The organism is Micromonospora sp. CA-240977, assembly GCF_050942285.1.
Lineage (GTDB): Bacteria > Actinomycetota > Actinomycetes > Mycobacteriales > Micromonosporaceae > Micromonospora.
In genome coordinates this window covers 7350862-7375337 of the sequence record NZ_CP192055.1, presented here as the reverse complement: position 1 = coordinate 7375337, position 24476 = coordinate 7350862, and the positions used below count along the sequence as shown (strand labels likewise).

17 protein-coding genes and 1 tRNA gene are annotated in these 24476 nt (G+C 70.0%); 8 read left to right on the top strand and 10 right to left on the bottom strand.

Annotated elements, in window-relative coordinates:
• The first annotated feature begins 23 nt into the window (after positions 1-23).
• A tRNA-Arg gene (locus ACQPWW_RS33600) sits at positions 24-96 on the top strand.
• Positions 97-401: 305 nt separating this feature from the next.
• Here the strand turns inward: ACQPWW_RS33600 and ACQPWW_RS33595 are convergent.
• Positions 402-3110, bottom strand: a complete 2709-nt coding sequence (locus ACQPWW_RS33595) for an RICIN domain-containing protein (protein WP_433127807.1) — start codon at positions 3108-3110, stop codon at positions 402-404.
• Positions 3111-3666: 556 nt separating this feature from the next.
• On the opposite strand from ACQPWW_RS33595, the gene ACQPWW_RS33590 reads away from it, so the two are divergent.
• The 3 genes from ACQPWW_RS33590 to ACQPWW_RS33580 all read left to right on the top strand — a co-directional run bounded on the left by ACQPWW_RS33590 (position 3667) and on the right by ACQPWW_RS33580 (position 6101).
• Positions 3667-4821: a LacI family DNA-binding transcriptional regulator gene (locus ACQPWW_RS33590; RefSeq protein ID WP_433127806.1), complete on the top strand. Its 1155-nt coding sequence runs from the start codon at positions 3667-3669 to the stop codon at positions 4819-4821.
• A 98-nt stretch (positions 4822-4919) separates the two neighbouring features.
• On the top strand, positions 4920-5696 hold the full coding sequence (locus tag ACQPWW_RS33585; protein ID WP_433127805.1) for an ArsR family transcriptional regulator: 777 nt from the start codon (positions 4920-4922) through the stop codon (positions 5694-5696).
• Positions 5697-5708: 12 nt separating this feature from the next.
• Complete coding sequence (locus ACQPWW_RS33580) at positions 5709-6101, top strand: VOC family protein (RefSeq protein WP_433127804.1); 393 nt, start codon at positions 5709-5711, stop codon at positions 6099-6101.
• A 194-nt stretch (positions 6102-6295) separates the two neighbouring features.
• Here the strand turns inward: ACQPWW_RS33580 and ACQPWW_RS33575 are convergent, their stop codons facing one another.
• The 4 genes from ACQPWW_RS33575 to ACQPWW_RS33560 all read right to left on the bottom strand — a co-directional run bounded on the left by ACQPWW_RS33575 (position 6296) and on the right by ACQPWW_RS33560 (position 10002).
• The gene (locus ACQPWW_RS33575; protein ID WP_433127803.1) at positions 6296-6754 is read right to left on the bottom strand and encodes a hypothetical protein; all 459 of its coding nucleotides are present in this window, start codon (positions 6752-6754) and stop codon (positions 6296-6298) included.
• Positions 6755-6757: 3 nt separating this feature from the next.
• Positions 6758-9193 (bottom strand): molybdopterin oxidoreductase family protein, encoded by a 2436-nt coding sequence (locus ACQPWW_RS33570; protein ID WP_433127802.1) that lies wholly within the window; start codon positions 9191-9193, stop codon positions 6758-6760.
• On the bottom strand, positions 9162-9275 hold the full coding sequence (locus ACQPWW_RS33565; RefSeq protein ID WP_433134736.1) for an HPP family protein: 114 nt from the start codon (positions 9273-9275) through the stop codon (positions 9162-9164). Before ACQPWW_RS33565 ends, ACQPWW_RS33570 begins: the two co-directional genes overlap by 32 nt.
• A 244-nt stretch (positions 9276-9519) precedes the next feature.
• A complete protein-coding gene (locus ACQPWW_RS33560) occupies positions 9520-10002 on the bottom strand; it encodes a DUF5980 family protein (RefSeq protein WP_433127801.1) in 483 nt (160 codons plus the stop codon).
• 663 nt (positions 10003-10665) lie between these two features.
• Here ACQPWW_RS33560 and ACQPWW_RS33555 point away from each other — a divergent pair.
• Positions 10666-12207, top strand: a complete 1542-nt coding sequence (locus tag ACQPWW_RS33555) for a non-reducing end alpha-L-arabinofuranosidase family hydrolase (protein WP_433127800.1) — start codon at positions 10666-10668, stop codon at positions 12205-12207.
• Between the two features lie 97 nt (positions 12208-12304).
• On the opposite strand, the gene ACQPWW_RS33550 is transcribed toward ACQPWW_RS33555, so the two are convergent.
• Together ACQPWW_RS33550 and ACQPWW_RS33545 are read right to left on the bottom strand one after the other, a co-directional pair.
• Positions 12305-12787, bottom strand: coding sequence for a class I SAM-dependent methyltransferase (locus tag ACQPWW_RS33550; protein ID WP_433127799.1), 483 nt, complete (start codon positions 12785-12787; stop codon positions 12305-12307).
• A gap of 242 nt (positions 12788-13029) precedes the next feature.
• Positions 13030-13188 carry a hypothetical protein gene (locus ACQPWW_RS33545; protein ID WP_433127798.1) on the bottom strand — a complete coding sequence of 53 codons (159 nt, stop codon included), beginning with the start codon at positions 13186-13188 and terminating at the stop codon, positions 13030-13032.
• Between the two features lie 276 nt (positions 13189-13464).
• Here ACQPWW_RS33545 and ACQPWW_RS33540 point away from each other — a divergent pair, with 276 nt between their 5' ends.
• A complete protein-coding gene (locus ACQPWW_RS33540; protein WP_433127797.1) occupies positions 13465-14220 on the top strand; it encodes an SDR family NAD(P)-dependent oxidoreductase in 756 nt (251 codons plus the stop codon).
• Between the two features lie 72 nt (positions 14221-14292).
• On the opposite strand, the gene ACQPWW_RS33535 is transcribed toward ACQPWW_RS33540, so the two are convergent.
• On the bottom strand, positions 14293-17523 hold the full coding sequence (locus ACQPWW_RS33535) for a S8 family peptidase (RefSeq protein WP_433127796.1): 3231 nt from the start codon (positions 17521-17523) through the stop codon (positions 14293-14295).
• Positions 17524-17704: 181 nt separating this feature from the next.
• On the opposite strand from ACQPWW_RS33535, the gene ACQPWW_RS33530 reads away from it, so the two are divergent.
• Entirely contained in the window at positions 17705-18205 is a 501-nt protein-coding gene (locus tag ACQPWW_RS33530) for a sigma-70 family RNA polymerase sigma factor (protein WP_355033172.1), read from the top strand.
• Entirely contained in the window at positions 18198-18899 is a 702-nt protein-coding gene (locus ACQPWW_RS33525; RefSeq protein WP_433127795.1) for an RICIN domain-containing protein, read from the top strand. The genes ACQPWW_RS33530 and ACQPWW_RS33525 overlap by 8 nt, the downstream gene beginning before the upstream one ends.
• Positions 18900-18935: 36 nt before the next feature.
• Here the strand turns inward: ACQPWW_RS33525 and ACQPWW_RS33520 are convergent, their stop codons facing one another.
• Positions 18936-21536, bottom strand: coding sequence for a hypothetical protein (locus ACQPWW_RS33520; RefSeq protein ID WP_433127794.1), 2601 nt, complete (start codon positions 21534-21536; stop codon positions 18936-18938).
• A 252-nt stretch (positions 21537-21788) separates the two neighbouring features.
• On the bottom strand, positions 21789-24371 hold the full coding sequence (locus ACQPWW_RS33515) for a hypothetical protein (protein WP_433127793.1): 2583 nt from the start codon (positions 24369-24371) through the stop codon (positions 21789-21791).
• Positions 24372-24476: the final 105 nt, after the last annotated feature.

Genomic DNA, 24476 nt, shown 5'->3' with positions numbered 1-24476 from the left:
GTGTGTAGACTGGCTGAGCACGAGCGCCCGTAGCTCAATGGATAGAGCATCTGACTACGGATCAGAAGGTTAGGGGTTCGAGTCCCTTCGGGCGCACAAGATCAAACAACGTCTGGCCTGCGGAAACGCGGTCAGGCGTTTTTTGTTGATCGTCCCGGTTGGACAGTGGGTGTCGCGTGGGTGTCAGGTGGGCGTCGTCACTTTCCGTAATCATGCTTGGGTCGCTTGTGTGGTTGACCTGCTCTCGGTTCTGCATTGTCGAATGATTCGGCAAGAAGATGGGCGGCGTGAGATCGGCTCGTGATCTACCCGGGCGCGGGAACCCCCGCGCCCGAGTAGACCTCACAACGATCGTCAGGCGGTCACCGGCGGTCGGACTTGTCAACCACCTCTGCCACTGGTCAGGCGGGTACGAACTGCCACTGCTGGTTGGTCCCGCCGTTGGCGGTCCACTGCACGACCTGCGCCCCGTCGCTGGTCGAGGCGGCGGAGACGTCGGCTGTCAGTCCGCTGCTGCGGCTGACGATGGTGTAGTAGCCGTCACCGGTGGGCCGCAGGTACCACGACTGGTTGGTGCCGCCATTGGCCGACCACTGCTGTAGTTGCAGGCCCTGCGTGGTGCTGCCGGCGTTGACGTCGAGCATCTTTCCGGAGGCGGTGTAGCGCAGGGTGTAGGCGTCCTGGGTGGTGCTGATCGTCCAGGTGGGGGTGCCGCTCTGCTGGATCGCCTTGGCGCCGTCGGCGGTGGAGTTGCCGGCGATGGCGAGGGGCTTGCCGCTGTTGCGGTTGACGATGCGGTAGGTGCCTGCTGCGGGCCCGGTTCCGCCGCCTCCGCCGAGGTTCAGGTATTCGACCGAGTCGGTGAAGACGGTGCTGCCGGACTTCGCGGTCGACAGCTGTAGGTACACGCGGCTGCCGGTGGCGGGGGCGGTGAAGGACACCGGTTGGGTGACCCGTGAGCCGAGTGGGATGGTCAGGGTGTTGTTGCCGGACGCGACGACAGTGCCGGTCGGGCTGTCGAGCCGGGCGGTCCAGGTGAAGTTCACCGAGGTGTTGGTGAAGTCGTCGTTGAACACGGTGATGTTGCGGGTCACCGTGGCGTTGCGGGCGTAGCTGGGTACCGCCTGCGGCAGCGGGAAGGTGCCGTTCGAGTCCGAATTGCCGGAGGCGGACCAGTAGGGGAGGTCGACTGCGGCCACCGGGTTGAACGCCGCCTGCACGCGCTGGATCTGTGCGTTGCTCCACGGGTCGGGCAGATTGTCCGCGCCGTAGATCGGGTGACCACCCTCCTCCGGGGTGAAGTCGGTGCTCCGCACGCCGGGCACGACGCTGGCCCAGGCGGACAGCAGCGTGTACGGACGCAGGTCGGTGGCGCCCTTGCCGCGCTTGGCCAGGGTTGCCGTGGCGAACCACTCGAAGCCCTGCTTGTTGTTGCATGCCGGCCAGATGAACTCGCCCTCGCCGTCGGGCCGCCCATTCACGGTGATCAGGCCCTCCCCGTACCTGCCGAAGCCGTCGACGTAGTGCGGGATCACCGCGAAGTTGGCGTACGTCATCCCGGGATACAGGCTGACATTGTTGCCGACGCCCACCTCGACAATGATCGGCCGGGTGCCGTCGGCGCCGTTCATCGCCGCGTACAGGTCCTTCTCGAACTGTTCGGAATCCTGGCCGCTCTGGTTCGGCTCGTTGTTCTGACTCCAGCGGATGATCGCGGGGTGGTTGCGGTCGCGCAGGACCAGCGCGCGGGCGTGGTTGATCATGTTGTCGCGCCCGACGGAGTTCTGCCACTCCTGCGAGGATTGGGAGCCGCGAATCGCCACCTCGTCGATGATCATCAGGCCCATCTCGTCGGCGACATCCAACATGTACGGGCTTCCGGGCTCCTGGTGGATGCGCACCACGTTGTAGTTCAGCCGCTGGTAGTTGTCCACCGCCTGCGGCCAGCCGCCGTTGCCGGACGACGGGGGCAGGAAGCCGGGCAGGGTGTGGTACGCGTCGCCCTTGCCGCCGTTGTTGATCCGGTCATAGTCGCCACCTTGGAGGTTGTCGCCGCGGAAGTTCGCGCGCACACCGTTGAGGTAGTAGTAGTCACCGTTCTGGGTGGCCTCCCGGAACCCGAACCGGGACGTGGCGTCGCTGGTGTGCCCGTCGTCGGTGACGGCATGCACCGTCAGCCCGTGCAACTGCGCCCGGTACCCCGACCGGTACGGCACATTGGGCCACCAGTACGAGGTGCTGTCGAGGTTCCACGCGACCGGCCCGACGGTCACGGTCACGGTCGAGCGGGCCGCCACGGTGACCGTACGGCTGGGCAGTGCCGGGTAGCTGAAAGCCGTTCCGTTGTGGGACGACAGCGACCCGGTCAACGTCACCGACCGGGAACTGCCCGACGTGTTCCGCACTGTCACGTCGTAGGTCAGCGTCTTGTTCGCCACCGACGTACGCACGAATGTGTCGCTGACGTACACCGCCGGGTACACCCGCAGGAACGCGGACCCGAAGATCCCCTGCGGTATCGCCTCGGACCACGTGGCGGCGTCGGGCACCAGGTACCGGCCGTTGGATGCCTTCAACGCGCCGCGGCCCTTCACGTTCACCGTGATCGTGTGGGTGGTGCCGGGCGCCGCGTATGTGCTGATGTCGAAGTTCGACGGGGTGAACGCCGTCGTCTGGGTGGCGACCACGCGGCCGTCGACAGACAGTGTCGCCTGGTGGTTGACGGCGCCGAACTCGATCCAGGTTGACTGCGGCTGCCCCGAGTCCGGCACGGTGATGCTGCGTGAGTACACCGCCTCGTTCACGTCGGTGAAGCCCTGCTTGTACCAGCCGCCACCGGGTACCGCGATCGTGGTCGCCCCCCGACCCGCGGGCGTGAAGGTCCACGTCCCGGCCAGGTCGACCGAGGCGATCGCGGCGTTGCCGGCCGCCACACCGTCAAGTCCGGCGGCCGCGACACTCTGCGTCGCGACCGGCGCGGCCAGGGTCGACCCGGGGGGCGCCAGGGTCAGGCCACCCAGCGTCAGAGGCAGGCTGAGCGCCACGGTCGCGGCCAGCCCTCTGGCCAACGCCGACAATCGGCCACCCCAGTGGACGTTCGTATGATGCACGGCTACCTCCTGTGACTCATCCGCCAGCTCCGCAAGACCGGTTCAGGGCACAGCCTCAAGGCCGATACTCGAATCGATTCGACAAGTCTGCCGGCGTCGCCGACCATCCGGGAAGGATGGTTGCGGCCCGAATACATAGGTATGCATTAATGGGTGCAACGAGCGTGAAGTCAAGGTTTCAAGACGGTTACTTCCTGCTCCTGACGCCTCGCAGGCTTCGAGTGGCCACCGATGAGTACGACCCTTCCGGAGTGCTAGGGCATCGCGCTCAGGCATTCCGTGTCGCCGGCTCATCGACGCAGCGCCGATCGATTAGCGAATCGATTCGCCTCTGCGGCACCCGGCCGCGTGACACGTCAAAGGCGTGGACAGCACCGGCCCCGGCGACGTCGGCGGGCGGCCCGGCCTGACCTGTTCGGTTCGAAACTGGGGTTAGGGTGTTGGCACGGAACGTGTTTTGTCAGCGTCACGGGCGGGTTACGGGGATGGCGAGCGTCTGACTGCGTAGACATGACAGCGCAATCATAGAGGACGATGGCCGGCGATGGGAGGTGCCGTGACGCGACTGGCGAGGCCGGGTGAAAGCCCTCCGACGCCGCGCAGCGTGGACGTCGCGCGGCTGGCCGGCGTCTCCCAGAAGACGGTGTCCAGGGTCCTCAACGACGAGCCGTATGTCTCGGCCGACGTGCGCCGGCGGGTCCTGGACGCCGCCGAGGAGCTCGGCTACCGGCGCAACCAGGCGGCCCGGGCGTTGGCCTCCGGGCGGACCCGGTCGATCGGCGTGGTGACGCTCGGCAGCGCCTTGTACGGGCCGGCGTCGTGGCTCATGGGCATCGAGCGGGCGGTCCGGGAGGTGGGCTACACGCTGCGGGTGGCCGCCACGATCGAGGGCGACCCGGGCGGCATCGCGAGCGCCCTGGCGTCGCTGCTGGGCCAGGGCGTGGACGGCGTCGTCATCTCCGAGCCGATCGACGAGGGCGTCGGCCTCATCAGCGTCGACGTGCCGGTCCTGGTCCTCGGCGCGCCGCCCACCTTCGCCGCGCCGCAGGTGGTGACCGCCAGGGTCGGCGCGGGCCGGCTCGCGCGGGCCGCGACCGAGCACCTGCTGGAGTTGGGGCACGCGACCGTCCATCACCTGGCCGGCCCGCAGCGGTGGTATTCGGCACGGGACCGTCTCGCCGGCTGGCGCGAGGCGCTTCGAGCCCACGGCGCGGACGAGCCGCCGGTCGTCGAGGGCGACTGGTCGGCCGCGTCCGGCTACGCGGCGGGCCGGAAACTGGCCGGCGACGGCACCGTGACCGCGGTGTTCGCCGCGAACGACGACATGGCGATCGGTCTCATCCGCGCGCAGCTCGAGGCCGGGCGCCGCGTGCCCGAGGACATCAGCGTCGTCGGGTTCGACGACATCCCGGTCGCCGCCTACGTCACTCCCCCGCTCACCACCGTGCGGCAGCCGTTCGACGAGGTCGCGCGGCAGGGCCTCGCGCTGCTGGTGCAGGTCATCGAGAAGCCGGACGTCGAGGTTCCACCGGCGGCCGACCAACCGGTCGAGCTCGTCGTCCGCGCCTCGACGGCGCCACCACCGCCCCGGCCGATCCCGGAACGTGGCCGCCGAGCGATCCCCCAGGCCCGCGGTGGCCCGCACGGTCAGCCCGCCGGCAGCGAAGTCCCTTCTGGCTCGATCTCGTCGAGCGCTGGTTCGCCGAGCTGACCAACCGCAAGCTCTGCTGGTCCAGCGCAGCCTCGCCGATCCCGTCACTCCATCAAACTGGCTTGATGCATCACTTCTGCTTGATGTAACTTGTGGCAGTGACGTCGTCGAGTCAGGAAGCTCCGCCGTTTGTCCGCCTGGCCGCCCATCCGCTGCGCTGGCGGCTGCTGACCGAACTCGCGGCCGGCGACTACCGGGTCCGGGAGTTGGTGACGCTGACGGGCGAGCCGCAGAACCTGGTGTCGTACCACCTACGGCTACTGCGCGACGGCGGGCTGGTCTTCGCTTCCCGCAGCAGCTTCGACGGCCGCGACACCTACTACCACCTGGATCTGGAGCGCTGCGCGGACGCACTCGCCGACACCGGGGCGGCCCTGCACCCGGCGCTGAGCCGGGCGCACGTCGCGCCAGGTGGATCCCCGGGTGATCTGCCGCGCCCGCCCCGCGTCGGCGTGCTGTTCGTTTGTACTGGTAACAGCGCCCGCTCACCGATCGCCGAGGCCCTGCTGCGTCACCGCACCGATGGCCAGGCCGAGGTAATCAGTGCCGGTAGCCGGCCCAAGCCACACCTGCACGCCGACGCCGTACGGGTGCTCCGTGAGGAGTTCGGCATCGATATCACCGACCAGCGCCCCCGGCACTGGGACACTCTGTCCGGTCGACGCTTCGACTACGTCATCAGTCTGTGCGACAAAGCCCGCGAGGCGTGTCCCGACTTCCCGGGTCAGCCCCGACGGGTGCACTGGAGCATTCCCGACCCCGCCGCCGCCGACGGCACCGATCAGGCCGGCTACCTCGCCTTCCGTCGCACTGCTGCCGACATCGAGACCCGCGTCAGGCACCTGCTGCCTGTCCTCAGCACCATCCGATCCTGAAGGAGACCAGCCGTGACAGCGTCCGAACAGTACGCCAATGTCCGCTACATCGTGGACGACGTCCAAGCAGCCGTCGACTTCTACACCACCCATCTCGGCTTCACCCTCAACACCAGTGCCGCACCCGCCTTCGCCGACGTCGTCCGCGGCCCGCTGCGGCTACTGGTGTCCGGTCCTGCCAGTTCCGGCGCTCGCGCCACCCCCGACGACGCCGCCACCGCTGGACGCAATCGCATCCACCTCACCGTCAACGACCTGGAGGCCGAGATCGACCGGCTACGCAGCGCCGGGTTGTCGTTCCGTAGCGACGTCATCGCCGGCCCCGGCGGACGCCAGATCCTGCTCACCGACCCCGCGGGCAACCTCGTCGAACTCTTCCAACCCGCCGACGGTCCCACCCCTTGACGAAGCCCATCCATCGGTGGGCAGGTCGTCGGGGGACCAGAAGAACGGTCTGGGCGGGCGCGCGGGATGGCAGCCCGCGGATCGCGGACCGCTGCACGGAACCGGATGGGCGGAGCCGGGACCAACGCCGGCTGCTCGACGCCGATTCGCCACCTCAGGTCCGGCGAAATGGCACTCGACGACCCCCCCGGCCGTCAGTCGGCGACCACGAGCGCCTGGGGCGCGGCGGCCTTCATCCGGGTACGCAGCCACTTGAGCTGGATCGCCGTCTGCCCTTCGCAGCGCCGCACGACCGCGAGCAGGTCCTCGTCGCGGACGCCGTAGGCGGCTTGGCCGACGACGGTCCAGCTGATGTCGCACTCGGCGGCCATCAGGTAGAGATCCTGGAGGTCCCGCAGGAGGCCGATCCCGCCGGTGCGGGTGCCGGTGAACAGTTGGGAGTGCAGCCGGTCGGGTTCGTCGGGGGCGTCCTCGGAGTAACGGGCCACGAACGAATTCAGCTGTTCGGCGTACGTGTCGCAACGCTTCGCCTGCTGCTGGCAGAGGTGCTGGATGTCAGGTTCCTCGGCGTGCGCGTCAGCGACCTGGCGGAACGCGTCGGCGAGGTTGATCTGCGCGCGGTGCAGCAGACCGAGATAGTGCGCGAGGTGCACGGCTCACTCCTTCCCGCTTGTGGCTTCGGCGGCCGGCCCGCCGAGGGTGGGCGGCACGTGGGCGTCCGCCGGCGGCGCGCTGCCGCCGACAGTGGGTGCCGGTGAGGGTTCGCCCCGCCCGTCGGCGAGTTTCGTCACGGCGACGGCGGCGACCTTGAAGAGGGGCTGTTTGGAGACCGGGTCCCAGGCGGTGATGGTCAGCTCGTTCGCCGCCCGGGGGGTGCGGTCGGCGGGATCCTGGTCGAAGTAGCCGTAGTGGAAGGGCAGGAACACCACGCCGGGGCGGATGCCGCAGAGCCGGGCGCGGGCCTGGATGGCGCCCCGCGCCGAGGTGACGCCGACCAGGTCGCCCTCGGCGATGCCGAGCCGCTCGCCGTCGGCCGGGTTGAGCTCCACCCACACGTCCGGGGCCGCCTGGTTGAGCTGGGGGGCGCGGCCGGTCTTGGTGCGGGTGTGGAACTGGTAGACGGTGCGGCCGGTGGTGAGCAGCATCGGGTGGTCGTCGTCGGGCACCTCGGGCGAGGGTTGGTAGTCGACGATGTGCAGGAACGCCCGTCCGCGTGGCTCCTTGGCCCGGTATTCGGGCTCGGTGAACTCCGCCCCGGTGGCCAGGTCGTGGCCGTACGTCTCGCAGTAGTCCGGGTCGGTGTTGAAGGTCCCGTCGGTGTAGAGGCGCTCGGTGCCGTCCGGGTGCTCCGGGGTGCAGGGCCACTGGATGCCGGAGCCGCCGCGCAGCTTGTCGTAACTGATGCCGGTGTAGTCGCAGGGCCGGCCCCGCGTGCACTCCTTCCACGCCTCGAACACCTCCTCCGGCCCGGTCCACCGGATCAGCGGGTTGCCGTCGCGGTCGCGGAAGTCCATCCGGCGGGCGTAGTCGAGGAAGATGTCCAGGTCCGGCTTCGCCTCGCCCGGCGGGTCGACGGCCTTGTCGGAGATGTGCACGGTCCGGTCGACGCTGGTGAACGTGCCGGTCTTCTCGCCCCACGTGGCACCGGGCAGCACCACGTCCGCCAGTTCGGCGGTCTCGGTGCGGAAGAGATCCTGGACCACCACGAGCAGGTCCGGCTTGGCCAGGATCCGCCGGATCCGGGACAGCTCCGGCAACGAGACGGCCGGGTTGGTCGCGGTGATCCACAGCAGCTTGATCGAGCCCTGCTCCGCGTACCGGAAGATCTGCATGGCGTGCGTCGGTGGCGCCCAGTGCGGGATCGTGTCGACCTCGACGTTCCAGAGCCGGGCCAGTTCCTCGACGTGCGCGGTGTTCTCCCAGTTGCGCAGGCCGGGCAGGTCGCCGTCGGCGCCGGCCTCCCGGTTGTTCTGCGCGGTGGGCTGGCCGTTCATCTGGTAGATCCCGGCGCCGGAGCGGCCGATCATGCCCCGGATCAGGTGCAGGTTGTTTACCGCGCACGCGGCGGCGGTCGCCTGGTTCGACTGGTAGAAGCCCTGCAACACGGTCGACAGCAGCCGCTGTGCCGAGCCGAGCAGCTCGGCGGCGCGTTCCACGTCGGCGGCCGGCACGTCGCAGATGTCGGCGACCCGCCGCGGTGGGTAGCCGTCGACGATCCGGCACAGTTCGTCGAAGCCGAGGGTGTGCGCGTCGACGTAGTCGCGGTCGTACCAGCCGCGCCGGATGATCTCGCGGAGCAGGCCGTTCAGCAGCGCCATGTTGGTGCCGTTGCGGACCGCGAGGTGCAGGTCGGCCTCCCGGGCGACCGGGGTGGCGCGCGGGTCCACCGCCAGCATCGCCGGCGGGTTCGGCCCGCGCCGACGGTCGAGCATCCGCATCCACAGCACCGTCTGGGTCTCGGCGACGTTGTGGCCCCACAGCGCGATCGCGTCGCAGTGGTCCACGTCGGTGTACGACCCGGGCTGGCCGTCGGTGCCGAAGCTGGCCTTCAACGCCGCCGCGGCGGTCGCCGTGCACAGCCGGGTGTTGCCGTCCATGTGCGGCGTGCCCAGCCCGGCCTTTCCAATCACGCCGAGCGTGTAGTACTCCTCCAGGAAGAGCTGCCCGGTCGTGTAGAAGCCGAAGTGCCCCCACCCGCCGGGCTCGTCCAACAGTTCCTTGGAACGGGTCACGATGCGGCCCATCGCGGTGTCCCAGTCCGTCTCGACGAGGCGGTCGCCGTCCCGGACCAGCGGTCGGGTCAGCCGGTCGGCGCTGTGGTTGGCCTGCCAGCCGTACAGGTCCTTCGGGTCGAGCCGGCCCCGGTTGATCCGGTCCACCGCGCGACCACGCACCCCGACGATCCTGCCGTCGGCGACCGCGATGTCCATGGCGTCGCCGTTCGAGTGCAGCACCGACGCCGACTGCACCCACCGGTCCACGTCCGCCTCGTCGCGGCCACCATCGAGGAAACGGTCCACCCGCACCGGCCACTCCTGCCCCGGCCCGTACGGGGTGCGCTCACCCCACGGGTCGGCGATCCGGTCCACCATCACGCTCTCCTTCCGCGGCCAGACCCAGGCTCACGATGAGTGTCGTCGCGCCGGCCGGCGGATGGGACGCCTTCAGCAACACCAGCACCAGCAGGGTCACCGCCAGCGACCCGGCCGCCGCGACGATCCGCAGCCCGGTGACGTCCCCTCGCCTCGACCATCCCTGTCAGCATGTGGCCCTACCCCGGGACGGCACCCCGAACCGGACCGGACCGCACCTTTTCGGGATCGTCGCGACCAACGCCAGAATCGAACGTCCTCCACCGGGCGTGGTGACGGGCCGACCCGATGCCCAGGGTGCTGGCTGCGGGCGGCGTTCGAGTGACCTAAGCGGAACGGGTGCTGCCTGGCGTTGCCGAACCCCAGGCGCAACCCCACGTCTCCTGAACCTGGATCGTGACCGGCACACTCTGCGTCTGCACGCCGTCCGACGCGGTCAGCTCCGATTGGTAAACCCCGAACGGTAACGGCGGCAGGGTCATCGCCACCAGATTGAGCACCGTGTGGCCGTCGCTGGATCCCGGGGGGATCGGCGCGTGCGGGAGACTCGTGGTGGTGCCGGGGGGCAGATCGCGTGCTCCCACCTCGATGGGTGTCGACCAGGTCCCGTCAATGGTGATCCAGAAATAGGTGAACCACGACTGGTCGGCCGGGATGCAGATGCGCTGCCCGACGTTCGTCAGCGTCCAGGTGGCAGTTGGTGTGTCAGTGGGTGACGCGGCGGCGGGCTGGCTGCCGATCAGCGCCAGCGTTGCTGCGGCTGCCAGAGCGAGCGCCAGCCGAGCGACGCCGAAGGTCGATCGCACCATCAATGCCTCCTACCTCTGCACAATAGGCCGATCAGGACCTGAACCGGTCACTCACACATAGGCTCGTGTAAATATCAGAGCCCACCGTGCTGGTTTTGGCAAGACGCCGGATTCGGCCCGGCGCGGCGATCCCGCTCGGGCTGTGCATCAACTGGTGTGCCCCCACCGGCTGGCACCCGGCGCGATGGTGGTGTCGCACCGCTGGTGTCTCTCGCACGGCTGACGTCGCGCCACCGGCAGGCCGGCCGGCCGGAACGTGCCAGGCTGGGGGTTGCTCCCAAATAATGGGCAAACGTCGATGTTAGCGCCAACGAATCGGCTCCTCAAGAGCCCCCGCTGCGGTCGGTGCCGGCGAGCTGCGGGCGATGCCTGCGCAGTACTGGTGGCGAGCGGTCGGACCCTGGGTCACGGCCCGCCACCGCCAGATGTTCCCAGCACGTTACGTCTTGACGAACGGCATGTTATCGCTCACAGTCGATGGCTAAGGGCGACGACATCTATGGCTCACCGGGGAAGCCTGCTTCGTCGACCCCCGAATCGGTCGTGCGCCAGGGCGTGCAGGCGTGTTGTTAGCGCTAACTTCCCCGACGCAACGCCCGGACACGTGTCGCGGTGCGCCCACCCTCGGGCAGGCCGTTCGGCTTTGGTCATTGAAGGAGGATCATGTCTGCCCTCGATAGGTCTCCATCGATCGCGCCGCCGTCGCGGCGGCGTTGGTGGTTGCCCCGCATTCTCGCCGCTGGCGCGGCGGCGGTGCTGGTCGGCGGTGCTGCCGTAGCGGTGGTGTCGTCACCCGCCGCCGCGGCGACGGTCGACACGAGCGCGTGGTACGTGTTGATCAACCGCAACAGCGGCAAGGCCCTGGACGTGTACAACCTGGCCACGAACGACGGGGCCCGGATCACCCAGTGGACCCGCAACAACGGCAACCAGCAGCAGTGGCAGTTCGTCGACTCCGGAAGTGGCAACTACCGGGTGAAGTCCCGGCTGTCGGGCAAGGTGCTTGACGTCTCCGGCTTCTCGACCGCCAACGGCGCGAGCATCGTGCAGTGGGCCGACAACAACGGCACCAACCAGCAGTTCCGGTTGGCAGACTCGGACAGCGGCTACGTCCGGCTGATCAACCGCAACAGCAACAAGGTGATGGAGGTGCAGGGCGCCTCGACCGCCGACGGCGGCAACATCGTGCAGTACGACGACTGGAACGGCACCAACCAGCAGTGGCAGCTCGTCCGCGTCGACGGTGGGAGCAACCCCACCACGCCGCCGCCGACGTCCCCGCCGCCGGGCGGCGGCTGCGACCTTCCCTCGACGTACCGCTGGTCGTCGACGGGTTCGCTGGCGACCCCGAAGTCCGGGTGGGTGTCGCTCAAGGACTTCACCGTGGCGCCCTACAACGGCCAGCAGTTGGTCTACGCCACCACGCACGACTTCGGGTCGAGCTGGGGTTCGATGAACTTCGGTCTCTTCACGAACTACTCGCAGATGGCCTCGGCGAGCCAGAACGGGATGAGCTCGGGAACCGTCGCGCCGTCGCTGTTCTACTTCGCGCCGAAGAACATCTGGGTGCTCACCTACCAGTGGGGTGGGCCGGCGTTCTCCTACCGGACCTCGACCAATCCGACCAACCCGAACGGGTGGTCGGCGCCGCAGACGTTGTTCAGCGGCAGCATCACGGGTTCGGGTACGGGTCCGATCGATCAGACGGTGATCGGTGACGGTACGAACATGTACCTGTTCTTCGCCGGGGACAACGGCAAGATCTACCGGGCCAGCATGCCGATCGGGAACTTCCCGGGCAGCTTCGGCAGCAGCTACACGACGATCATGAGTGACACGACGAACAACCTGTTCGAGGCTCCGCAGGTGTACAAGCTGCAGGGTCTGAACAAGTACCTGATGATCGTCGAGGCGATCGGTTCGACGGGTCGGTACTTCCGCTCGTTCACGGCGACCAGCCTGAACGGTTCGTGGACGCCGCAGGCCGCGTCGCAGAGCAACCCGTTCGCGGGTAAGGTCAACAGTGGTGCGACCTGGACCAACGACATCAGCCACGGTGAGTTGCTGCGGACCAGCGCCGACCAGACGATGACGGTCGACGCCTGCAACCTGCAGTTGCTCTACCAGGGTCGTTCGCCCAGCTCTGACGGCGTCGACTACGGCCTCCTGCCGTACCGGCCGGGTCTGCTGACCCTGCAGCGCTAACCTGCCTGACCGCGAAGCGGGCGGGCTCGGCGAATGCCGAGCCCGCCCGAATCGTGTGAACCTCAAGCGGTGCCAGGGGCACCGCGATCAGCCCGACCTATTCGACAGCGGTGCCGGTGACGCAGGTGAGCACCTGCCGCTGACCACGGGTGGCGCTCGATGTGGTCGTGGCGAAACCGTGGGATTCGAGCAGCAGTCGGGTCGCGGTGAGGTTCGCTGTGGCGTGTGCGGCAGTCGGCCGCTCGCCGAACACGTAGAGCTGCCCGCTCGGTGCCAGCAGGCTTCGCATCCGGGCGATCTGTTGCGCTGCGTCGCCCAACCAGAAGAGGCTGACGTTCACCGCGAATATCTTGGTGAAGCGGTCAGTGGGTAGGTGGGCCGACTCGAACCCGGCACATCGAATCTCGGCTCTGCCGGCGCTGATGTGGCTCAGGTTGCGGTGGGTGGCGAGCCGCACCATCGTCGCCGCGCGATCGATGGCGACGATCCGGCCGGTGGTGAGTCGGCTGGCGACCAGGGAGACGGCTGCTCCCCGACCGCACCCGATCTCCAACACCTGATCGTCGGGCAGGACAGCCATCGTTTCGACCGCCCAGCGCTGCCGGTGAGAGGTCGTCGCCCGAATCGGTTCGTCCGCTGCGGCGGCGCTGCCAGCGCCGGGGGAACCCGGACCGCGGTCGGAAAGGGTGGACCTCACGACGTCACTCGCCGGTGCCTCTTCTGCTCACACATCTGATTCCACCCTCTCCGAGGTGTCGGTGCACCGTGTCCTCGGTCACCACACCCGGCCGACGGATGCGCCGACGCGCGGAGCCGCACCGGTCAGTGCACTGGCACCGGCGTGCCGCTCGGGCCGCCCTCCACCGGGACCGGCACCTGCTTCGGAGCGCCGGCGTTCACCAGGACCGCCGAGACCAGAGCCGCTGCGATCACGAAGCCGACGGCCATCCAGTACGCGACCGAGTGGATGCGCTGCACCACGCTATCCGCGTTATGGAACGCCCACCACAGAATGTGCCTCCGCTAACAGCCCATGCGACACGACCACCGGGCGGTAGATGAGTCTTCTGCACCCTTGAGTCCGACCCGGAGCAGGTCATTGTGAGGGCAGTTACTTTGTCGATCGTTCCAGAAAAAGCTAGCGTTCCGCCTCGTGAAGTCCCACGGACCGGTCGGCGAGGCCCGACATCACCGGCGCCCCTCCGTGGATCTTCAGCCCCGCCGCGCAGCGGCATACCGGAGTGAAGGTGGAACGAGATGTCTGGACGGTTGGATTCGAAGGTGTTGGTCGTGACCGGCGGTACGCAGGGCATGGGCCTGGCGTTCGCGCAGCGGGCGGCCACGGAGGGCGCGCGCGTCGTCATCGGCGCCCGGGACAGGGACCGGGGCGAGGAGGTGGCCGCGCAGATCCGCAACGCGGGCGGCAGCGCCCTGTTCGTGCCGACCGACGTGACGGTCGAGGAGGAGATGGCGCGGCTCGTCGAGGCCGCGGTGTCGGAGTTCGGGCGGCTGGACGGCGCGTTCAACAACGCCGGTGGCGGCCCGATGGCCAGTGTCCGCGAGACCGACAGTGACAACTGGCAGCGGTCGCTCGCCCTCAACCTGACGAGTGTCTTCTACGGCCTCAAGTACGAGATCCCGGCGATCATCGCCTCCGGCGGTGGCTCGATCGTCAACAACGCCTCCGTCTCCGGCGTCAAGGGCGACCCGACGCAGGCCGCCTACAGCGCCTCGAAGCACGGCGTCATCGGCCTGACCCGCTCGGCGGCGCTCGACGTCGCCCGCTCCGGTGTGCGGGTCAACGCCCTGGTCACCGGCCTGATCGACACCCCGCTCTGGCAGGGCGTCGTCAGCCAGGCCCCGGAGACGGCGGAGCGCTACCTGTCTGCGCAACCGACCGGACGGGCCGGCACCTCCGACGAGGTCGCCGCGCTCACCACTTTCCTGATCAGCGACGAGGCCGCCTTCATCAGCGGCGCGTCCATCGCCATCGACGGTGCCCTCACCGCCTGAGGCGCCGAGGACGCCCCGAGCGCGGGACGGCGGTCGCCAGCGACCGTCCACCTCGCACTCGGGGCGTGCCCGTCAGGCGATCCGGTAGGCCCGCTGGATCGTCTCGGTGACAGTGTTGCCGGCGGTGTCCGCCGCCGTCACCCGCAGCGACACGAAACCGGGCCGGCGGGGGTGCGCGATGAGAGCGACGCCCCGCAGCACCGGCAACGCGACCCACGTCCTGCCGTCGTCGAACGACGCGGAGACGCCGAGCGTCCGGTTGGCCGCCGCCGTCGAGCCCGCCTGCCGGTCCAGCGCCACCGGGATGGCCATGACCTTGCCCGTCCGGGCCGTGTTGGTGTCGTCAAGCACCGGCGTCGGTCGGGCCGTCGTCAGCGGTAGCCGCTGCGGTGACGACGTGTGCGCCGAGGTGAAGGTCCACGCCACCGACACCGAGGTCGACAGCGTGTCCGGGGCGGCACGGGTGATTGTCGCCTCCAGCCGGTAGTTGGCCTTGTCGGCGGGCACTGCGAACTCCGCCCACGGGCTGTCCGAACTACCGATCTCCGTGCCGTTGCGCGACAGCCGGAACCGCACCGGCCGGTCGTCGCGGGTCGCGGGGCGACCGGCCGCGTCGCCGAACAACGGCAGCGACGCGATCGAGATGGTGTCGCCGTCGCGGCCCGCGTACCCCAGGGGCGCCAGGCTCGGGGCCTGGGCCACGGTGGGGCCGAAGGGCGCCGCGTTCCAGGTCTGGGTGTACGTCCGGCCCGGCTGGAACGTGGAGTCCTGCGTGCTGGAGTTGTCGCCCTCGACGAACGTGGACGTCCAGGTGATGCCGCCGTCGGTGTTGTAGTACTCGGTGCCGTGGAACGGCAGGTCGAGCGGCGTGTTCGAACCGATCGGGCCGGACCCTCCGGGTGCCGACGCGCGGTGGAACCGGACGGCGGTCGCCGCCGTGGACTGGCTCCGGTAGGTCGTCCTGACCGTGGCGAGGTTCTTCGCCGACAGCTTCTGGGTCAGGCCGGTGAACATGTCGCCGGGGCGGACGTACGCCAGGTCGTACGTGTAGGGGCTGTTCCGGAAGGTCCCGTCCGCGCCGGGGCGGGCGAGCCCGACACCAAGCGTCGCGGTGAACTCCGGCGCGGCGACGGCGGGTCCGATCCGGCCGAAGAAGACGTCAGTGAACGACACCCCACTGAGCTGAACCCCCGGGTAGCGGAAGCCGTCGTCCCAGTTCGCGCTCACGTTTATCGCGATGGGTGCGGCGTCCCGCTGCGGCACCGTCAGCGCGACCGGCTTTGCGGTGCGGGCGTCGACGGCCTCGGTGATCGGGCCGCGTACGTCCAGCACGGGCTGGACGAGCAGCGTCGACGCGTCGCCCTCGTGGATGGTGCTGTAGAGCGCGTACCGGCCCTTGGGCAGCCGCAGGATGCCGCCGCCCGGTGCCCCGTCGAGGGTGCTGAACTCGCCGGTGGCCAGGCTCGCCGCCACTGTCGTGTACGAGGTGGCCGGTCGACCGTCGCGTCCGGTGTGGATGAGCCGTACGTCGTAGCTCTCGACCTCGCGGTTGAGCGCGAACGGCGTGCGTACCCGCAGGTCCCCGGCACCGGTCGCGGTCAGCGCGCCCTGGTAGACGCCGTCCGCGGCGTCCACCCGGGTGTCCACGGTGATCGTCGCCTCGGCGCGACCGCCGGCCGGCACCACGAGCGTTGTCGGGCTGACGGTGAGCATGCCGGCCGGAGCCGGGGCGATGCCCAGTGTCAGGGTGACCGGCGCGGTACCCGTGTTGCGGTAGCCGACGACCTGGGTGATCGGGGTGTCGTCGGCGTGCGGCCAGCGCTGGACCGGGAAGTCGATGGCGGCGACGTCGGCGGCGACCGGCTGGGTGACCGCGCGGGCGATGTCGACCCGGCCGGCGCCCTGCTCGTAGAGGGTGTCCTCGCCGGTCGGCTTGGCGGAGTCCATCAGGGCGGCCTTGAGCTGCGGGCCGGTCCAGTCCGGGTGCTGCCCGGCGAGGATCGCGGCGGTGCCGGCCACGTGCGGAGTCGCCATCGACGTGCCCGACATGGTGGCGTAGTCACCGCCGGGGGCGGCGGCCACGATGTCGACGCCAGGCGCGCTGATCTCCGGCTTGATGTGGTTGTCGCCGATGCGCGGGCCCCGGCTGGAGAAGTAGGCCCGCTGGTCGTCGGCGTCGACAGCGGCGACGGCGAGGGCGTCGTCGGCCGAGGCCGGGGAGGAGACCGACTTCGGTTTGCCCTCGTTGCCGGCCGCGATCACGAAGAGCGTGCCGTACCGATCGCTGAGCTCCTGAACCGCGGTCTCCAGCGGGTCGAGGCCGGGAGCGTCGTCGCCACCGACGCTCAGGTTGACCACCCGCGCCTGCGGCGCGAGCCACTGCATGCCGGTGATGATGTCCGAGTCCTGGCATTCGGTGGTGGCGCAGACCTTGCCGACGAGCAGCTTCGCCCCCGGTGCCACACCGCGGTACCTGCCGCCGGAGGCAGCGCCACTGCCCACGATCGTCGACGCCACGTGGGTGCCGTGGCCCACCGCGTCGCCGGGATCGTTGCCCCCGGTGAAGTCCCGGACCTCGGTGAGGTGCCCGGCGAAGTCGGGGTGGCTGGCGTCGATTCCGGTGTCCAGCACGCCCACTGTGACGCCGGTGCCGTCGAAGCCGGCCTGCCAGGCCGTCGGGGCGCCGATCTGCGGCACGCTGCGGTCGAGGGAGACCTTGCGCTTCCCGTCCAGCCAGATGTGGGTGACCCCGGCGGCGAGGGTGCGCGCGGAGGCCGTCCCACGGGTGAGGGACCCCCAGAGCGTGACCCGGTCGTCCGGTTTCGCCCGCACTGCCAACGCGTGGGTGGCGGGCAGGTCGGCCCGTACCCGTGCGGCGCCCCCGACGGTCGCGGCCCTCGCCTGCGCCGCCGCGTTCTCCGGGTACGCGACAAGCAGCGGCAGCTCGGCGGCCCGGTCGTCGTAGCCGAACCCGCCGAGCACTGTGAGGTCGAACAGCCGACGGTCGAGGCGGCCGTCGCGCAGCAGCGGCATCGCGTCCACCGGGATGACGAACTGGTGGCCGCCCTCGCGGCTGGTCACGAACCGCATGCCGGCCCGTCCCGGCCCGCGCTTGATCGTCGGGTGGCCGTCCGCGTCCAGCGTGACCTCGTCGCCGGTGATCAGCGTGAAGGTGCCGGGTCTGCCGTCGACAGTGGCCCCCGGCTTCACCCGCGCGTTCGCCGGGGTGGCCGTCAGGCCCGCCGCCACCAGCGCGGTCGCGAGTACGCCGGCTGTCAGCGCGCGTCGTTGCCGTCGTCGCACATCGTCCTCTCCGCCACGGGCGTCTCCCGGGACGGCACGATGACGCCTGGCCAGGGCGTTAGGTTGATCACTGTGCTGTGACGGTCGTCACAAAGCTGCCCCGCGCCGAGGTGTCCGATTCACCCGGACGGGTTGCATGCGGCGGTGACCAGCGGACGCGGCAGGGAAGGGCACCGGTCGGATGCGTGATGCCGAGGAGTTCGACGCCTTCTACGCGGCCTGCGCGGGCCGGGTCGTGGGTCACGTGTACGCGCTGACCGGCAACCGGGCCGAGGCGGAGGATGCCGTCGCCGAGGCGTTCATGCGGGCCTGGCAGCGCTGGCGGACGGTACGGGAGGCGGACAGCCCGGAGGCGTGGGTCCGCCGCGTCGCGTCCAGGATCGCGGTCAGCAGTTGGCGTAAGACGTTCAACCGGGTACGCGCGCATCGCCGGGCCGCTGTCGACCAGGGCGTTCCCGGGCTGAACGAGGACCACGTCGCCCTGCTACAGGCGTTGCAGCGGCTGAGCGCCAACGAGCGCCGGGCCGTCGTCCTGCACCACCTGAACGATCTCAGCGTCGCCGAGGTGGCAGCCGAGATGCAGGCCCCCGTCGGGACCGTGAAGACGTACCTCGCCCGTGGTCGGAGAGCGATGGCCGGGTTGCTGACCGATGCGCACCAGGAGGAGACGTCCCATGGCTGATCCACGCGACGAGCTCACCGCGATCGTCGACGAGGTCCGGCGAGTCACCACGCTTCCCCCCGCGCAGACGTTGCGGCAGCGCAGCGACAGGCGTCGGCGGCATCGGGTGACGGTCGCCGCCGCCGGGCTGGCCCTGCTGGCCGGCACGGCGGGTGTCGCCGTCCTGACCGCACCGGGCGAGACGCCGGACCTGGGTGTCGGCCCGGCGAGTCCCGTCCCGTCGTCGGTCGTCCCGTCCGAGACCGCGGCGGCTGGACCGCAGGACATCCTCGCTGGCCGCCGTCAGGTCCGGATCGTGCTGCCCGGCATGCGCGGGGCCGCGTTGGCGATCGACGACGGCGGCGACCAGGTGCGGGCCAGCACCGACCCGGGCAGCGACGAGCGGGCGCTGTGGGTGTTGCGCCCCGACGGTGACAGGTTCCGGATCGTCAGGGCCGCCCCGCCCAGCGCCGACCAGGTCTGCATGACCGTCGTGCACGACGCCGCGCCGGGCAGCGTACGTGGGCGGACGTGCGATGCGGCCGCCTCGACGCAGCGCTTCCGGATCGAGCGGGTCGCCGACGGCAGCTACTCGATCTTTCAGGGGAAGCGCTACGTCCAGGTGGTCGACGGCACCAACGCCCTGGTCCCCGACCTGCCCGAGGGTCTCACCACCACCTACGAGTTCGAGGACAGTGGGCCGGCCCCACGCTGAACCGTTCGTGATCCCGCCTCCCGCGCGGCTCGCCGATCAGCCGATCGGTTGGCTGGCCGGCGTGGATTCGACGACGGCCGGGCTCGGGCGGACGATCGGCCGGCGTGGCGGAGGTCGCTCATCGCTGTCCGGGCGGACGATCGGCGGGCGCGGCGGGGGTCGCTCCGCACTGCCCCCGATGACCGCGGTCGTCGCGGCCGACACGGCGGACGCGTCGGCGTAGCCGTCCCGGCTGGCGGTCACCGCCACGGTGAGCCGCTTCCAGAGCAGCACCTGGGAGATCTGCAACGTCGCGCCGGTCGCACCCTCGATCGGGACGCCGTCGGCCGACCACTGGTACCGGTAGGTCGTCGTGGCGGGCGTCCACGTGCCCGGCGCCGCGCTGACGGTGCCGCCGACCTCTACCGCTCCGGTGATCGTTGGCGGGTTGACCGCGCGGATCGCCAGGGGCGGATTGATGGTGAACGCCTCGACAAGCACCTCCGGCCGGCCGGAGTCGTACGCGTACACCGTCAGGCTGGCCGTGCCGGCTGGCGCGGAGCTGAGATTCACCTCGACGGTCATGGACGTGCCGTCCGACGCGACCGTCTTCACCGTTGCGGTGAGCGGCTCCCCGCCGGCGGGCGTCACCTGGACCCGGTCCTTCGGGTTCAGCCCGGTGCCGCTGATGGTGATCGTCCGAACGGCGCCCGGCGGCACGACGGCCGGCGCCACCGACGTGACCGCAGCGGACTCGACCTCGAAGATGTACTGCGTGGCCGAGGAGCGGGTGCCGCTGGCCGTGACGCTGCGGACGCTCAGGTAGTACCAACCGACGTTCTCGGGAGTCCAGGCCAGTGTCGCGGTGCCATCGGCCCGGGCGGCGAGGGTGGTGTACGGCTCGTAGTTGATCGAATACTCGTATGCGGTAGTGCCCGGGAGACGTGGCGCGAAGCTGAAGGTGCCCGGAGCCAGCCGGCCCTTGCCGGTGGTCGGGAAATCCGTCGAGGTGATCCGAGGTCCATCCAGCACCGACCAGGACGTGCCGCCACTGTCGCTCTGCACCCCGTCGGCGTTGCGGGCGACGACTGTGACGTAGGTGTAGCCAGCCTTGGTCGGCGTGTAGGTGAAGGTGGCGCTGCCGTCGGCGGCCGGTCTGACGACCTGCTTGGTGGCCTCGTCGCCGTTCAGCGTCGTCACGTACTCGGTGACGTTCGCCATCCGGGTGCGGGCCGTGAAGGTGGCCGGCGTGCCCACGTCGGTGCCGCCGGTGCGGGTCACCGTCGGCGTCGCCCCGTCGACCGAGATGGAGGTCCAACGCGGCTCGGAGAGAGTGCCGTCCGCGCTGCGGCTCTGGATTCGCAGACCGATGACGCTGATCTCGCGGGCGGTCCAGGTGAGGTCGGCGGAGCCGTCCGGCTGAGCCGGGATGGTGACCTTCTCGATCGGTGGCGGGTAGAGGCCCAGGTATTCCGCCCAGTAGACGTAGGACTGCACCTGCGGCGACCGGGGCGCGAGATGGAAGTTGAGCGACGAGCCGATGGTGACACTCCGGTCGAGGTCGCCGGTGAGCTTCGGGCCGTTGTCGACAAGGAACTGGTAGGCGCGGGGGGCGTGCGCCGTGCCGTCGCGGGTGACGCTGTGGACGTAGAGGGTCTGCTTGCCGGCCCTGGTGGGGGCGATCATCGCCGTCGCCGTTCCGTCGGCCGCCGCCGGCACCGTCCCCGACGGGCCGCCCCCGTCGATCCGCCAGGCGAACGAGGCAGTGTCGGCGACGTTGGAGCGCAGCTCGAACGCGCCGGGCACGCCGATGTTGTAGTCCAGGTTGCCGCCCCAGTCCGGGTACGCCGAGGAGAAGATCGACGGCCGGGTCTCCCGGACGATGAACTCGTAGTAGGCCACGTCGGAGTAGTTGCCGGCCCTATCGATGGCGTACACCGAGACCGAGTGGTAGCTCGCCGTCAGGGGCGCCCACTCGACAGTCGCCGGACCGCCGAGCCCGTCGGCGGCCACCGTGCCCGCCGGGGGCTGCTCGGTCAGCTCGCTCTCGTAGAACTGGTATTCGTAGCGAACGGTGTCGGCGCTGGCCGAGGTCATCGTGAACACGCCGGGCACGCCGATCGCGCCGCTGGGGTGGTCCCATCCTCCCGACGGATACTGCGGGGACGCGACGGTCGGCGCCGGGCCGCCGGTGCGGTCGAGCGTGAAGTAGCACGTGCCGCTCCACGACGTCGCCGTGGCGCCGTCGAGGACGCGCACCCGCCACGCGTACGTGACGCCGTCGAGCTGCCGCGAATTGTCCTCAAGCTGGATGTAGACCTCGTCGTTGCTCGGGGCCATGCCGGTCAGCCACTGTTGCGGCTGTTCGGGTCGGGTGACGTCCCAGACCTGGAAGTCGGCCTGCAACTCGACGCCCTCCTCCGCGCCGGAGAGGGTTCCCTTCAGCACCACGGCGCGGGCGTCGTTGAGCCGGTCCGGGCTCAGGTACGGCCCCGGCGCGGTGGTGTCGCAGGGCTGGCCGGCGGTCTGGAGGGCGGTCGGCGCCGACAGGGCCGCGGCGGCCGGAGTGGCCGTGAGGCCCACCGCTGCCGCGCAGGCGAGCGCCGATGCCGCGATCACCGCCGTCATCCGGCGACGAGCACGCGAAGGTATACGCACGTTGGTCTCCCCATGAAGAAACGAGGGCCAGGGGCCACCCGCGCAGAGAGGATCGCACGCGGGTACCGCCGGCGTGGTCCCAGTTTGATGTCAGCGGTCAACCGGACAGCACCGATTTCCGTCGTCAGAGCCAGACCACGATTTTGGTCAGGTCGTTGAGGACGGCCGCCACGCCCTCCCAGTGGGCTGGCTCCACGCCGAAACGCGAACCGTTCGTAGTTCCGCCTGCCGCGCGGCTCGGCGGTCGACTGGTCAGCCGGCTGTCGGGGGGACGATCGGCCGGCGCGGCGGCGGTCGCTCGTCGCTGTCGGGGCGGACGATCGGCGGGCGTGGCGGGGGTCGCTCCTCGCTGCCCCGGACGACCGCGGTCGTCGCGGCCGAGACGGCGGAGGCTTCGGCGTAGCCGTCCCGGCTGGCCGTCACCGTCACGGTGAGTCGCTTCCAGAGCAGCGCCTGGGAGATCTGCAACGTGGCGTCGGTCGCACCCTCGATCGGGACGCCGTCGGCCGACCACTGGTACCGGTAGGTCGTCGTCGAGGGTGTCCACTCGCCCGGTGTCGCGGTGACGGTGCCGCCGACCTCTACCGCTCCGGTGACCGTCGGCAGGTTGACCGAGCGGATCGCCAGCGGCGGATTGATGGTGAAGGCATGGGTCAGGACCTCCGGCCTGCCGGAGTCGTACGCGTACAGCGTCAGACTGGCCGTGCCGGCTGGCGCGGAGCTGAGATCTACCTCGACGGACATGGACGTGCCGTCCGACGCGGCCGTCTTCACCGTTGCGGTGAGCGGCTCCCCGCCGGGGGCTGTCACGTGGACCCGGTCCTTCGGGTTCAGCCCGTTGCCGCGGATGGTGATCGTCCGAACGGCACCCGGCGGCACGACGGCCGGCGTCACGTAGTCGACCATCGCCGACACGACCCCGAAGCTGTACTGCGTGCCCAGGGAACGGGCGCCGCTGGCCGTGACGCTGCGAACGGTCAGGTAATACCAACCGACGTCCGGCGGTGTCCACGCCAGTGTCGCGGTGCCGTCGGCCCGGGCGGCGAGCGGGGCCCACGACCCGAAGTTGATCGCATATTCATAGGCGATCGTGCCCGGCAGGCGCGGCGTGATGCTGAAGGTGCCCGGCATCACCCGGCCTCTGCCGGTCGTCGGAAAATCGGTCGAGCTGATCCGAGGGCCATCCAGCATGGACCATGAGGTGCTGCCCTCGTCGGTCTGCACCCCGTCGGCATTGCGGGCGACGACGCTGACGTAGGTGTAGCCAGCCTTGGTCGGCGTGTAGGTGAAGGTGGCGCTGCCGTCGGCGGCGGGCCGGACGACCTGCTTGGTGGTCTCGTCGCCGTTCAGCGTCGTCACGTACTCGGTGACGTTCGCCATCCGGGTGCGGGCCGTGAGGGTGACCGGCTTGCCCAGGTCGGTGTCGGCGGGCCGGTTCATCGTTGGTGCCGCACCGTCGACCGAGATGGGGGCATAGCGCGGCTCGGACAGGGTGCCGTCCGCGCTACGGCTCTGGATGCGCAACCCTTCGAGACGCGTCGTCAACTCACGGGCGGTCCAGGTGAGGTCGGCGGTGCCGTCGGCCCGGGCCGGGATGGTGATCTTCTCGATCGGTGGCGGGTAGAGGCCCCCGTATTCCGCCCAGTAGACGTAGGCCTGTACCTGCGGCGACCGGGGCGCGAGGTGGAAGTTGAGCGACGAGCCGATGACGACACCACCCTGGTCGCCGGTGAGCGTCGGGCCGTTGTCGACGAAGAACCTGTAGGCGCGTGGGGCGTGCGCGGTGCCGTCGCGCGTCACGGCGTGGACGTACAGGGTCTGCATGCCCGCCCGGGTCGGCGCGATCATCGCCGTCGCCGTGGCCGCCGTCTTGCCGGCAGCCACCGTCGCCGGCACTGTCCCCGACGGGCCATCCCCGTCGATCCGCCAGGCGAACGAGGCCGTGCCAGCCACGTTGGAGAGCAGCTCGAACGCGCCGGGCACGCCGATGTTGTAGTCCAGGTTGCTGTGCCATTCCTGGTACGCCGACGAGAAGATCCCCGGCCGGGTCTCCCGGACCATGAACTCGTAAACGGTCCGTTCGGAGTAGTTGCCCGCCCGGTCGATGGCGTACACCGAAACCGAGTGGTGGTTCGCCATCTGGGGCGCCCACTCGACAGTCGCCGGACCGCCGAGCCCGTCGGCGGCCACCGTGACCGCCGGGGCCTGCTCGCTCAGCTCGCTCTCGTAGAACTGGTATTCGTAGCGGACGGTGTCGGTGCTGGCCGAGGTCAGCGTGAACACGCCGGGCACGCCGATCGCGCCGCCGAGGTAATCCATCCCTCCCGACGGATACTGCGGGGACGCGACGGTCGGCGCCGGGCCGCCGGTGCGGTCGAGCGTGAAGTGGCACGTGCCGCTCCACGACGTCGCCGTGGCGCCGTCGAGGACGCGCACCCGCCAGGCGTACGTGACGCCGTCGAGTTGCCGCGAATCGTTCTCGAGCCGGAGGTTGACCTCGTCGTTGTTCGGGCCGACGGTGGTGAGCCACTGTTGCGGTTGTTCCGGGTGGGTGACGTCCCAGACCTGGAAGTCGGCCTGCAACTCGGCGCCCTCGTCCGCGCCGGAGAGGGTGCCCTTCAGCTCCACGGCGTAGGCCCAGGTGAGCCGGGCCGGGTTCAAATACGGCCCTGGTGCGGTGGTGGCGCAGGGCTGGTCCGCGGTCCGGAGGGCGGTCGGCGCCGACAGTGCCGCAGCGGCCGGTGTGGCCGTGAGGCCCACCACTGCCGCGCAGGCGAGCGCCGATGCCGCGATCCCCGCCGTGATCCGGCGGCGAGCACGCGAAGGTGTACACACGTTGGTCTCCCCATGATCAAACGAGGGCCAGAGGCCACTCGCGCAGAGAGGATCGCATGTGGGTACGGCCGCTGTGGTCCCGTTCTGAGCCGGGCGGCGTGGCGG

What these genes read in the sequence shown, in the direction of transcription:
- ACQPWW_RS33560 (WP_433127801.1), bottom strand. Translation starts at nt 10,002, where the DNA reads ATGGTGCGATCGACCTTCGGCGTCGCTCGGCTGGCGCTCGCTCTGGCA.
- ACQPWW_RS33555 (WP_433127800.1), top strand. Translation starts at nt 10,666, where the DNA reads ATGTCTGCCCTCGATAGGTCTCCATCGATCGCGCCGCCGTCGCGGCGG.
- ACQPWW_RS33570 (WP_433127802.1), bottom strand. Translation starts at nt 9,193, where the DNA reads ATGGTGGACCGGATCGCCGACCCGTGGGGTGAGCGCACCCCGTACGGG.
- ACQPWW_RS33530 (WP_355033172.1), top strand. Translation starts at nt 17,705, where the DNA reads ATGCGTGATGCCGAGGAGTTCGACGCCTTCTACGCGGCCTGCGCGGGC.
- ACQPWW_RS33540 (WP_433127797.1), top strand. Translation starts at nt 13,465, where the DNA reads ATGTCTGGACGGTTGGATTCGAAGGTGTTGGTCGTGACCGGCGGTACG.
- ACQPWW_RS33525 (WP_433127795.1), top strand. Translation starts at nt 18,198, where the DNA reads ATGGCTGATCCACGCGACGAGCTCACCGCGATCGTCGACGAGGTCCGG.
- ACQPWW_RS33550 (WP_433127799.1), bottom strand. Translation starts at nt 12,787, where the DNA reads ATGGCTGTCCTGCCCGACGATCAGGTGTTGGAGATCGGGTGCGGTCGG.